This is a genomic window from Flintibacter sp. P01028, assembly GCF_041925235.1.
Classification (GTDB): domain Bacteria; phylum Bacillota; class Clostridia; order Oscillospirales; family Oscillospiraceae; genus Lawsonibacter; species Lawsonibacter aceti.
Window position 1 is genome coordinate 213,345 of record NZ_JBHEVC010000001.1, and the last position, 12,074, is coordinate 225,418.

12 protein-coding genes are annotated in these 12,074 nt (G+C 56.1%); 7 read left to right on the plus strand and 5 right to left on the minus strand.

Annotated elements, in window-relative coordinates; genetic code table 11:
- Positions 1-21: 21 nt before the first annotated feature.
- From ACEVJK_RS01110 to ACEVJK_RS01125, 4 genes are read right to left on the minus strand one after another with little or no spacing between them, the layout of a single operon-like run.
- Positions 22-564: a hypothetical protein gene (locus ACEVJK_RS01110; protein WP_262670379.1), complete on the minus strand. Its 543-nt coding sequence runs from the start codon at positions 562-564 to the stop codon at positions 22-24.
- A gap of 3 nt (positions 565-567) precedes the next feature.
- Entirely contained in the window at positions 568-3,252 is a 2,685-nt protein-coding gene (gene alaS, locus ACEVJK_RS01115; protein WP_147572052.1) for an alanine--tRNA ligase, read from the minus strand.
- Positions 3,253-3,275: 23 nt separating this feature from the next.
- Positions 3,276-3,707, minus strand: coding sequence for a DUF3887 domain-containing protein (locus tag ACEVJK_RS01120; RefSeq protein ID WP_374739808.1), 432 nt, complete (start codon positions 3,705-3,707; stop codon positions 3,276-3,278).
- Complete coding sequence (locus tag ACEVJK_RS01125) at positions 3,707-4,492, minus strand: PhzF family phenazine biosynthesis protein (protein WP_147572050.1); 786 nt, start codon at positions 4,490-4,492, stop codon at positions 3,707-3,709. Before ACEVJK_RS01125 ends, ACEVJK_RS01120 begins: the two co-directional genes overlap by 1 nt.
- Before the next feature lie 467 nt (positions 4,493-4,959).
- Between ACEVJK_RS01125 and ACEVJK_RS01130 the strand changes: the two genes are divergently transcribed.
- The 7 genes from ACEVJK_RS01130 to ACEVJK_RS01160 all read left to right on the plus strand — a co-directional run bounded on the left by ACEVJK_RS01130 (position 4,960) and on the right by ACEVJK_RS01160 (position 10,278).
- A complete protein-coding gene (locus ACEVJK_RS01130; RefSeq protein ID WP_147572049.1) occupies positions 4,960-5,835 on the plus strand; it encodes a DUF4397 domain-containing protein in 876 nt (291 codons plus the stop codon).
- Positions 5,836-5,906: 71 nt separating this feature from the next.
- Entirely contained in the window at positions 5,907-7,022 is a 1,116-nt protein-coding gene (locus ACEVJK_RS01135) for a M20/M25/M40 family metallo-hydrolase (RefSeq protein ID WP_374739809.1), read from the plus strand.
- A gap of 415 nt (positions 7,023-7,437) precedes the next feature.
- Entirely contained in the window at positions 7,438-7,776 is a 339-nt protein-coding gene (locus ACEVJK_RS01140; RefSeq protein WP_147572047.1) for a helix-turn-helix domain-containing protein, read from the plus strand.
- Positions 7,777-7,798: 22 nt separating this feature from the next.
- The gene (locus tag ACEVJK_RS01145) at positions 7,799-8,335 is read left to right on the plus strand and encodes an RNA polymerase sigma factor (RefSeq protein ID WP_262670383.1); all 537 of its coding nucleotides are present in this window, start codon (positions 7,799-7,801) and stop codon (positions 8,333-8,335) included.
- A 79-nt stretch (positions 8,336-8,414) separates the two neighbouring features.
- Positions 8,415-9,272 (plus strand): DUF4367 domain-containing protein, encoded by an 858-nt coding sequence (locus ACEVJK_RS01150; RefSeq protein WP_374739810.1) that lies wholly within the window; start codon positions 8,415-8,417, stop codon positions 9,270-9,272.
- A gap of 14 nt (positions 9,273-9,286) precedes the next feature.
- A complete protein-coding gene (locus ACEVJK_RS01155; protein WP_374739811.1) occupies positions 9,287-9,715 on the plus strand; it encodes a hypothetical protein in 429 nt (142 codons plus the stop codon).
- 146 nt (positions 9,716-9,861) lie between these two features.
- A complete protein-coding gene (locus ACEVJK_RS01160) occupies positions 9,862-10,278 on the plus strand; it encodes a sporulation initiation factor Spo0A C-terminal domain-containing protein (protein WP_374739812.1) in 417 nt (138 codons plus the stop codon).
- 181 nt (positions 10,279-10,459) lie between these two features.
- Here the strand turns inward: ACEVJK_RS01160 and ACEVJK_RS01165 are convergent, their stop codons facing one another.
- On the minus strand, positions 10,460-12,073 hold the full coding sequence (locus tag ACEVJK_RS01165) for a DUF4368 domain-containing protein (protein ID WP_374740034.1): 1,614 nt from the start codon (positions 12,071-12,073) through the stop codon (positions 10,460-10,462).
- Position 12,074: the final 1 nt, after the last annotated feature.

The following is a 12,074-nucleotide window of genomic DNA, read 5'->3' on the forward strand; positions in this document are numbered from 1 at the left end:
CGTTTCCTTATCCCTGTCCTGTCACTCTGGATACTCCAGTCCCAGCACATCATAGTATTCGTTGGAAAATTTCATAATCGTGGGATCAAAGGCGGCCTGAAGGGCCTTGACCTGCTGATACGGAGCAGCGGGAGCCAGGTCAAAGGCCCTTGCTATCCTCTCCAGGGCTGTCTGTTTCCCAGCAAAAAATGTCTCACACCCAGGCCAGACAGCCCTCTTGTCCTCCTCCAACAGTTCCCGGAACCGTTCTTCCGTCAGCCACCAGATCTGGGAGAGGGGGTTGGCATCCCGGCAGTAGAGGACAAAGGACAAAAATTCCCGAAAATCTGTCGCTACTGGCAGGACATAGGTCCCCGGCTCCCCCATAGCGGGGTCCACGCAAAACACCCGCTCATCCCCGGGCAGAAGGACAAAATGGATACCGTCGCAGCCCAGCCTCCCTACCGGCTCGGCATTCATCGGAGTACAGAAATAAGGCTCCAAGGAAAGTCCAGGCTCCATCAAGCCAATACTTTCAAAGTCAATATCCAGAGCGCAAAAGCGCTTGAGATCCTCGCGGGTCATGGCTCACAGCCCCAGCTTCATGGATACCACGTTATCCACCATAGCGAGGGCGTTGTCCACCATCAGCGGGTCTTTGCCGCCGCCCATTGCGGAGTCAGGCTTGCCGCCGCCGGAGCCGCCGGCGATGGCGGACACCTGCTTGACGATCTCTCCGGCCTTGACTCCCTTCTGGACGGCCTCCTTGCCACAGGCGGCCAAGAAGGTAATCTTCTCCCCATTGATGGCGGCCAGGACGGCCACAACGTTGGGCTCCTTGTCCTTCAAAAAGTCCCCCATTTTGCGCAGACGGTCGGCGTCCGCGTCCGGCACCGTGGCGGTAAGCACCTTCAGGCCCCCTACCTCATGGGCAGCGAAAAGGAATCGCTCGGCCTCGCTGACCGCTTCACGGGCCTTGAACTTCTCCACTGCCTGGTGGAGCTGGCGGATCTCGCCCATGGCAGCCTCCGCCTTCTCCCGCAACTCACCGGGTTTAGCCTTCAGGGCTGCAGCAGCCTGGAAGAGCAGCTCCTGATTGCGGTTCATTACCTCTAAAGAAGCCATACCGGTAGTAGCCTCGATGCGGCGGACGCCGGAGGCCACAGAGAACTCGCTGGAGATGTGGAACACCCCCACCTTGGCGGTGTTATCCAGGTGAGTACCGCCGCAGAACTCCACGGAGTAGCCTTGACCCATGTCCACGACTCGGACCACGTCACCATATTTCTCTCCAAAGAGGGCGATAGCCCCCTTCTGCTTGGCCTGTTCAATGGGCAGCTCTTCGGTCACAATGTCATAGCCGGCCAGCACAGCCTCATTCACCATGGCGCTGACCTTGGCCAACTCCTCTGCCGTCATGGCGGAGAAGTGGGTGAAGTCAAAACGCAGCCGGTCGGCCTCCACTAGAGAGCCTGCCTGGTGGACGTGATCGCCCAGAACAGCGCGCAGGGCCTTATCCAGCAAGTGGGTGGCGGAGTGGGCCCGCATGACGGCCCGACGGCGGTCCAGATCGATCTGGGCCCGAACCGTGTCGCCCACCTTCAGGGTTCCCTCCATCAGCCGGCCATAGTGCATATACTTGCCGCCCTTGTTCTTCTGCACGTCATGGACCTCAAACAACATCCCACGCCCGCTCTCACAGGCGATCACTCCATGGTCGGCCACCTGGCCGCCCATCTCGGCGTAGAAGGGCGTTTTGTCCAGCACCACAATGGCCTCGCCGCCGCCGATGATCTCATCCCGCTGCTGGCCCTCGGCCACAATGGCCACCACCTTGGCATCCAGCACGGTATCACACCCGTAGCCCACAAACTGGGTCTCTGGCACATCCTTACCAAATTCCACGCCGGCCCAGCCCAAATCGCCCAGAGCCTCCCGGGCCTTCCGGGCCCGCTGGCGCTGCTCCTCCATGAGCTGGTGGAAGGCGTCCTGGTCCAAGGTCATGCCCTGCTCCTCCACCATCTCCAGCGTCAGGTCGATAGGGAAGCCGTAGGTATCATATAACTTGAAAGCGTCGGCGCCGGAAAAGGTCTTTTCCCGCTTCTCCTGGTGCCCCTTGAGCATCTCGTTAAAAATCTTCAGGCCGCCGTCGATGGTCTTGGCGAAGTTCTCCTCCTCCACCCGGATGACCTTTGTGATATAGTCCTGCCGCTCCCGCAGTTCGGGGTAATGGCCCTCGTTCTCGTGGATGACGGTGTCGCACACCTTGTAAAGGAAGGGCTCGTTGACGCCCAGCAGCTTGCCGTGGCGGGCAGCCCGGCGGAGCAGGCGGCGCAGGACATAGCCCCGACCCTCGTTGGAGGGAAGCACGCCGTCACAGATCATGAAGGTAGCGGAGCGGATGTGGTCGGTGATGACCCGCAGGGAGACATCCTTGGCAGGGGTCTCGCCATAGTGGGCGCCGGTGATTTCGGATACCTTGTGGGTGATGTTCATGACGGTGTCCACATCGAAGAGGGAGGGCACTTTCTGGCAGACGCAGGCCAGCCGCTCCAGGCCCATGCCGGTATCGATGTTTTTTTGCTTCAGCTCAGTATAGTGACCCTCACCGTCGTTGTCAAACTGGGAAAAGACGATATTCCAAACCTCAATATAGCGGTCACAGTCACAGCCCACAGTGCAGCCGGGCTTGCCACAGCCCCACTCTGGGCCCCGATCGTAGTAGATCTCCGAGCAGGGACCACAGGGGCCGGAGCCATGCTCCCAGAAGTTGTCCGCTTTGCCGAATTTGAAGATGCGGTCGGCGGGAATGCCGATCTCTTCGTTCCAGATACGGAATGCCTCATCATCGGCGGGGGTGGTCTCGTTCCCCTCAAAGACAGAGGGGTACAGCCGATCCGGATCCAGGCCCACCCACTCCGGGCTGGTCAAAAACTCCCAGCCCCAGTGGATGGCGTCCTTTTTGAAGTAGTCCCCAAAGGAGAAATTGCCCAGCATCTCAAAGTAGGTGCCGTGGCGGGCAGTTTTGCCGATGTTCTCAATGTCTCCGGTGCGGATGCACTTCTGGCAGGTGCAGACACGATGGCGAGGGGGCTCCTGCTCCCCAGTGAACCAGGGCTTCATGGGGGCCATGCCGCTGTTAATCAGCAGCAGGGACGCGTCATTCTGAGGGATCAGGGAAAAGCTGGGCAGACGCAGATGGCCCTTGCTCTCAAAAAAGGACAGGAACATCTCGCGCAGCTCGTTCAGTCCGAAAGGCTTTGGATCATGCATAGGAATTACCTCCGTATATCATCTTATTTCTTTTTCACTTCCGCATATATGCCGATCAAGTTCAGATTGGTGTCAAAGGAGAGCTGATAGGCGATGTTTTTCTCCTCATGCTCACAGTAGATCACCGCCACCGCATAGTCCTCTCCATAGTCTTTGTTCTTTCCGCCCACCGCCATCCGCTTTATGGTTTCCACATAGGGTCCGGCTTCCGAAACCTTGTCCATCTCGGACTGGATTGTATCCGCGGTGACGCCCAGCTCCTCGGCTATGTCCGGCCGGAAGGCGTCAACCACTCCTTGATAGTCCCGTGCGACCAGCATCTCCACAATCTCCTGGCCCGCCTGTCCCACCGCTTCCTCCTCCATGCCGCTGGGCAGGGGGCGGGTGCCGCAGCCGGCCAGCAGCAGGACGGCTAGCAGCGCCGCGGCCAGCAGGCCTGTCGTTCTTCTTTTCATCAGCAGTCCTCCAACATCAGTTCACACCTGGCATAGAGAGCTGCCCGGCCGGCCAGGATAACCCGGTCCCCCTCCAAGCGGCAGTAGAGGGTTCCGCCTCGCGGAGACGCCTGGCGGGCGGTAAACTCCCTCCGTCCCGTCCGGGCAGCCCAGTAGGGGATGATGTGGCAGTGGCCAGAGCCGCACACCGGGTCCTCTGGCACCCCCATTTTGGGGGCGAAGGACCGTGACACACAGTCAAACTCCCCGCTCCCCGGAGCGGTAACCTGCATCAGAGCCCCCTTCAGCTCCTTCAGCTTCTCCTGGTCTGGCTCAAGGCGGATGACGGTCTCCGGGTCCTCAAAGACACACAACAGGTCACGGGCCCTCCAGACCTCGCTGGGTCTGGCCCCCAACGCCTCGGTGATCTGGTCGGTCACCTCCAAGCGCTTGAGCTGATAGGCCGGGAAATCCATCTCCAGCAGCTCGCCCCGCTTTCTTACCGTCAGCCGCCCGCTGAGGGTGTCAAAGAGGACGACATCCAGACCCGGAGAGATAAATTCCGTGATCACGAAGGCCGCAGCCAGAGTGGCGTGGCCGCACAGGTCAATTTCCCCGCTGGGGGTAAACCAGCGCAGCCGGTATCCCTCCCCTTCCGGGACGGCAAAGGCAGTTTCAGAGAGATTGTTTTCCCGGGTAATCCGCATCATCCGGTCCTCTTCCGGCCAGCGGTCCAGCACACATACTGCTGCCGGATTGCCCTCAAAAACCCGATCCGCAAAGGCATCTACAATATATTGCCGCATTTTATACCCCTTTCGAAATAAAAAACGCCCCTGACAGCAGTCAGGGGCGGAAAGCATCCTTCCACGGTACCACCCTGATTATCCGGCGCGGCACGTCAGCCGGACATCTCAGTCATCCGCTCACGGGGATGGGCCGTCCCGCTCCTCACGGGCTGCTCAGAAGTGGCTCGTACAGCTTTCAGCCGAGGGCTTTCACTGTCCCCTCTCGCTAAAGACACCCCGCTGTACTTGGCTTCATCAACACATTTCCGGGACTATTCTACCATGTTTTTTCCCATTGTCAAGGTGTTTGGCCTACTTTTTCATCTGTCCTTCCCCTTTTTCTACCTCCTTTCCTCCCGCGTTCTCTGAACAGGCTTCCTCCATCTGGCATAGCATGGGGTGCCCCCTGCTTACGTTTGGGGCTGTCCAGACAAAATAACTCAGAAAGGAGAAAGGCCAGGCTCTCCCTGACCTGCCTTATCCATATGGAACGAATTAACGACAACACCCCGGTGATCCCTTTGCCCAATCCGGGTGAGGGTGGACCAGTCTATGATGGTAATTCTGGAAATACCCCGGTCATTCCTCTGCCCAATCCGGGAGAAGGCGGACCGGTCTATGATGGCAGCACCGGGAATATCCCGGTCATTCCCCTCCCAAATCCGGGAGAAGGCGGGCCAGTCAACGGCGGCTCCTCCGTCCGCCCCCCTATCTGGCTCCCATTATCCAGAGTCCGTTTTCTCAATGCCGCCTTCGGCTACACCCCTATCCGCATCCAGATCAACCGCGTCCGGGTGGTCACCCGGTTGGGTTACGCCTCGGTATCCTCCTATGTCCAAGCCCCTGGTGGCTATCAGACTATCACTGTATCCGGTCTCGACGGCTACACCTATCTCCGCAAGACCATGCCGCTTCCCCCAGGCAGTCTGTCCACCATCGCTGTCATCAATACCCCTAGTGGGCTGGACCTGCTCCAGATCTCTGACCAATGCTGCCTTCAGGGCAACTGCGCTTCCAATTTCCGGGTAAGCAATCTGGCTCTGAACAGCCCCCCGATTGATGTGCTGTTGAAGGACGGCCGGGTGGTCTATGCTGATGTCCGTTTCAAGGAGACCACCATTTTCAAGCGCGTCCGGCCAGGGACTTATCAGTTCCTTTTTGCCGAGACTGACCGTTCCCCCATGCCCTCCTGGATGGACATTGAGACTCTAGACAGTGCCTTCCTGGGTACTCCCGACCTGCCCGACACCATTGTTTCCCTGAACCTGGAGGTGGAGAAAAATACCAACTATACCGTGTTCCTGTTGAGCAGCGGCACTGGGGAGCGGGATATCCAGACTATGGTAGTCACCGACCGCTAGTACCGTCCCGCAGTTGATTTTACTCCCCCTCCGTGTTAAAATGGCCGCACTATCATAAGGAGGCCAGCTATATGATCAACAGGGACCGTCTTTTGGATACCTTTTTGGACTATGTACGCATCGACAGCGAGAGCACTCATGAGGGCGCTATTGCCGCCCGCGTGGCAGAGGACCTTCAGGCCATCGGCTGTCAAGTGGATCTGGATGATACCCAGGCCCAGACCGGAAGCGACACCGGCAATCTGTACTGCACCCTGCCTGGGACCGCTCCCGATCAGCCCATCCTTCTGTCCGCCCACCTGGACACAGTAATTCCTGGCACGGGAGTGGAGCCGGTGCTGGAGAACGGGGTGATCCGCTCCAAAGGAGACACAGTGCTGGGCAGCGACGACAAGGCGGGCGTGGCCGCTATCGTAGAGGCCCTGCGCTCCCTGGTAGAACAGCGGCTCCCCCACCCTCCAGTCCAGGCGGTCTTTACCGTGTGTGAGGAGATCGGCCTGCGTGGCTCTCGCCATCTGGATGATAGCCGCATCCTGGCCAAACAAGCGGTGGTACTGGATAGCGATGGGGACGCCGGACGTATCATTACCAGTGCCCCCGGCCAGTACCAGATCACCGCGCGGATCACCGGCCGCCGCGCCCATGCGGGCGTCGCCCCGGAGGAAGGGATCAGTGCCATTCAGGTGGCGGCGGAGGCCATCTCCCAAATGCGTCTGCTGCGGGTGGACCAGGAGACCACGGCTAACATCGGCTCTATTTCTTCCCAGTATGCCACCAACATCGTCCCAGAGGTGCTGGACCTGGCGGCGGAGGCCCGCAGCCGTGACGCGGAAAAGTTGGAACGGCAGGCGGAGCACATGGCTCAGTGTCTCCGTCATGCCTGTGAAAAATACGGGGCGGCGTTGGATCTTCAGATGAGCAAGGCCTACTCCCCCTTCTCCATCCCCAGCGAGGACTCCTTCCTCCGGGCAGTGATGGCCGCCTGTGAGCGGGTGGGGTTAACTCCCTCCCTGTCCGCCACCGGAGGCGGCAGCGATGCCAACAATATGAACGCCCACGGTATCAAAGCTCTGGTACTGGGGGTAGGGATGTCTAAGGTCCACACTACTCAGGAGGAAATCAGCGTCCAAAACCTGGTAGATACCGCTTCCCTGGTACTCTCCCTCATCACAGATGAAGCGCCTTAAAAACTGTCGATTTTTGGCGGTTCCATCCCAATGTTCACAAAAAATTCACAGCAAAGTCACGGTTTTGCCTTAATTGTATTGTATGATGAGGCCGTGATCAGATAAGAGATCAAGTTACTCCCATTTCTCCCTCTCCTTACACAACACACAGCAAGAAGCCCCGGCCTAAAGGCCGGGGCTTCTTGTATGTACGGCACATTTCTACCAGGTCTGGTGGCCCAGGGCAGCGCCTCTTTCCCAGTTGAGCGGCGGCATTTCTCAACCATCCTCCTATTGTGCTCCATGTTCCAAATGTGGTTTCCCAAGAAGATGAAATTCTCTTGCATTTCCTGAAATGGTAAAATATTATATACCTATTGGTGCTTTTACTTCCTTTCATTTGGGAAATATAATTTTACCGAATGGAGGAATCAGTATGGATGATGCCACCTTAGCTGTAGTGATCGGAGATAATATCCGAAGATACCGGGAGAGAGCTAACCTGACACAGGGTCAGTTGGCAGAACAGGCCGGGGTCGGGACTGCGTTTATCTCCCGGGTCGAACGCGGCGAAAAGATGATGAAATTAAAAACTCTGTACGCCATCGCGGACGCGCTCCAGGTTGGGTTTGACGCCCTGGTGTACCAGGAGCACCACAACGTTTCTTCTCAAAACATCATAAAGATGCTTTCTAATAAATCCCCCGAATTTATCAGTGGAGTAGAGCAGCTGGTGCGGGTATGTATCGATCAGTTTGACAAAGAGGATCTATAAACAGGGATGGGAGTGCACGCGCATGGGCCACAGAGACGCATCAAGTCAAGAAGCGTTTTTCAACTGCCTATACGAGGAACGGTTTAGCAAGATGAAGCGATACGCCCTGATCCTCCTGTCAAATCCAGAACTGGCGGAAGAAGTTGTGCAGGATGCCTTCTTGGAGCTGTATCTGCACATCGATGAGGTGATGGCCCATGAAAAGCCGGAGTTCTGGCTGCAAAAGGCAGTAAAATATAAATCGCTCCATAAATTGAGGGAGAGGGCCAGGGATCTGAAGCAATATGTGTCCCTGGATTCGGACGCGATTCCGCCCATTTCCGCTCCAGACGAGTTTGAAAAGATAGAGGAAGATCCAGACAGTCTGGAGAAACTCAATCGAAAAATCTCGGAGGCGCTGCCGGCAGAAGATTTACATATATTCAAGCGGGTAGCGTTAGACGGCGTTCCATATAAGAAAATATCTGAGGAAAGCGGCTTAACCATTGGCGTCTGTCAAAAACGGGTTCAACGGACCAGGCAGAAATTAAAGAAACGCCTGCTGGAGCAGCGGGACTAAAAATTTTTGAAAATTTTTTGGAAATTCCTGTCCGTTTTTCCATTTTCCTGGAATTATATTTTGGAAGGGGGTTCAGAGCATGGCAAATAAGAAGTATGCCAAACTGGACCAGTTGACCACCGCAGAGCTTGAATCCATTTTGCGGGCAGACCTCTCTGACGTTGAGAGCGATCCCGAGCTGATAGACCATGTGCTGGAGGTGATTTTAGAGAGAGAACAAGAAGAAAGTGACAGCAGCTCCTCCGACCGGGCGAGAGCCAGGGCGGATTTTGAGAAGCTATATAAAGGTTTGAACGAGCCTCTTTACCCTATCCCAGAGCGGACAACTGGTCCCGGCCACGAGCTCCCCTTCCACATCAAGAGCCGTCGTCGGAAGGTCCGTCGTACTTTACTCGCTGCCGCCGTGGTGGCTGTGCTGGTCGCGCTGACCTGCATCCCTGTATTGGGAGATGCCAACCTGTTCCAACTGGTCGCCCATTGGACCACCGAGCAGTTTTCGTTCCGGGTCATGGAGGACGGATCATCCTCCGTGGCATCCGCGGACCCAGATCCAGTACCGGAGGAATTTTCCGTGTTCCAGGACCTGGTCGGAGAAAAGGGTTTAACACCTGTCATCCCTGTGATTCCGGATGGGTTTGTGGCGACAGAATCACGACTTTTTACTTCCTCTATCTCTAAATTATCGCAACTTTCTGTCCTATATGAAAATAAATCAAATTTTATTGTATTTGAGATAATGGAAATAGGGGGACAACCAAAGTCAAGTTATGAGAAAACTGCTGAGTTAGTAAAAACTTTGACATATGATGAGGTTCAATATTATTTTTTAGTTAATAATAGAAACAATTCTGTCGCTTGGAATCTGGATGGCTTAGAGTATAGTGTTTCCACTGATTTGCCGATCTCCGCTCTTGAAGAAATCATAACTTCAATCTAAGAGGAGTGGTAACATTGAAGCGCAAGTATTTTCGCAACATAGTAGCGATGGTCTGCTGTCTAGCAATGCTGGGTTGCACAGCTTTTGCTACAGAGGTTTCTGAAAACAGGGCCAGTGATCAGATTATTTCATACTATATTGAGGTAACCACCGACCCAGGGAAGATAAATGTGGAGTTCTCTGTCACTGGGGTAGGCCGAGTAGACAAACTGGGATGCGAGAGCATCTATGTCTACGCCAAACAAGACTCCAGATGGAGGCTCGTGGAGGCCTGGGTGGAGGACGACGAAGGGATGAGCAGAAGCAATACCTTTGTCCATTCCAATGTGATTTTCTGCAACGGCACCGCCGGTGTCGAGTATAAGGTCGTCGCCACCATCTTTTCTGAAAACAGCCTCGGCCGGGACACAAGATCGGAAACCACTTACGTGACAGGGGAATAAAGGCCATCTCATAAAAGACCAGGGCGGTTCTATCCGTCCTGGTCTTTTCTTGTGCAGCCACAGGGTCGGGGTCCCTTTCTCCCGCCCATCTAGCCCCGGCCTCCCTTGATTTTTCCCCTTGCAATACTTTTGAAAGGAAGATGAGTATGAAGATTTATTATTTGGTCCCTGAGGACGAGCTGCCGCAGGATCAATTCGACAGAAAAGCTCTGGATATAGAGGCGCTCTTGAGACGGTTAGGTGTTACCAGAAAGTTGACCGGCTTTCAGTATGTGTGCTACATGGTGAACCAAGTCGTAGAGGACCCCAGCCGGCTCAGTTTGATCACAAAGCGTCTGTATCCAGAAACCGCCCGCCACTTCCATACCACCCGTGATAGCATCGAGTTGGCCACACGCAACGTAATTCGGGCCGTATGGGGTCAGGCGGATCACCGTCTATTGGATCACATTGCGGGAATCCATCTGGAAAAGCGGCCCAGCAACTGTGAATTTATTGATATTTTATCCAGCTTTTTAAGCCGCCCCCAAGAAGATAAAGAGATTTCATCTGAGGGCAAGTAAGGATTAAAAAGCGGTATAGGATCACACGGGTACGACTGCATCGCCCACAGGTGTTTTCAGGCTCTACGGTTCTTATAAAAATAGCCACCCCAATACTGATAGTTCCCATAGGTACATTTTCTGAACCGGGTGAATTGTCGGGCACAGAGGCGGACGGCGGAAGCCGTCCGCCTCTGTGTTTTCATGCCAGCAACCGCATGATTTCTTCTTTCTCTGTGATCTGTTTCGCCATGTGCGGTGCGTGGTCGCCCTCCCGCATAGGCGTGTCCAGCGCACCGATGTCCCGGTAAACGATCCGAATGCTCTGACCGGCGGAACGGGAGTGTTTCTTCGACCGCTCCCCGATCTCAATGCGCTGGATGAACAGCCGCAGCAGCTGGGGCGTCAGTTCATCGATGGCGGTGTGCTGCTTGGCCTTCTCGATGAAGGCGTCCACATTGGCGACCGAGGCTTTCAGCCGTTCCAACTGTCCCTCCTTTGCGGGGATGGCCGACTCCAATTCTTTCTGCTCCGCATTATAGTCGGTGGAGAGCATCCGGAACTGCTCGTTGGTCACACGCCCCAGCACGTTGTCCTCATAGAGCCGCTTGAACAGGGCGCTCAGTTCTCCGTTCCTGCGGCACATGGCATCCAATTCCTTCTGCAAACGGTTGATCTCCCGCCGCAGCTCCAAGGTGTTTTTCTGGTTGATGTACTCCGCGAACTGCCGCTCCTTCATCCGGGCGAAGTGGGTCACCCTGCGCAGATCGTCCAGCACGATCTGTTTCAGGTCGGCCTCCCGGATCTGGTGGGGGGTGCAGGCGTCCTTCCCCCGCTTGCCGTAGGTGGAGCACCGGAAGTAGTACTGATCCTCCCGTGTCTTCTCCGTCCGGCAGAGCACCAGGTACTGTCCGCAGTCGGAGCAGTAGACCAGGCCGGAGAATAGATTCGGCTCCTCCATGTGCTTGGGCGGGCGGCGCTTGTGTGCCCGCACATCCCGCACGATGTCCCACAGCTCTTGAGATATCAGCGGAGCGTGGGTGTTCTTCACCAGGATCTGTTCGCTCTCCGGCCTGCGGATCTGCTTTTTGTTTTTGTAGGAGAGCGTCGTGTGTTTCATGCTGAGCGTGTGTCCGAGATAGACGATATTCTCCAGGATATTTGCCACCGTTTTGCCGCACCAGCTATATGGGCGGGTCGTGTCCAGGTGGTTGCAGGCCGTCCCCGTGGCCTGGTAGTACTGGTTGGTCGGATTCAGGATCTGCTCCCTGGTCAGGATTCTGGCGATCTGGTTGGGCCCCTTCCCAGCGGCGCACAGCTCGAAGATTCGACATACCACCGGGGCAGTCGCCTCATCCGGCACAATTTCCTTGGAGTCCTTATCCTTCTTCTTGTATCCGTAGGGTGGTTTGGAGCCAGAACGCTCCCCGCGCTCCGCCTGCATCTTCTTGATGGCCCGCACCTTTTTGCTGGTGTCCTTGGCGTGGAGCTCGTTGGCCCAGTTGCGGATGGGGTTGAAGTCGTTGCTGCTCTCCACCAGGGAATCCACTCCGTCGTTGACCGCGATGAACCGGACGCCCTTCTCCGGGAAGTAGAGTTCCGTCAGTTGTCCCACCTGCAGGTACTCCCGTCCCAGCCGGCTGAGATCTTTGACGATCAGGGCCTCCACCTCACCGTCCTCGATCATCTCCACGATTTTCTTCCAAGCGGGCCGGTCGAAGTTGGTTCCGGAGTATCCGTCGTCAGACAAGAACAGCGTGTTGTCAAATCCATTTTCAGTTGCATATCGCTCGAGAAAGAGCTTTTGAGACGAGATT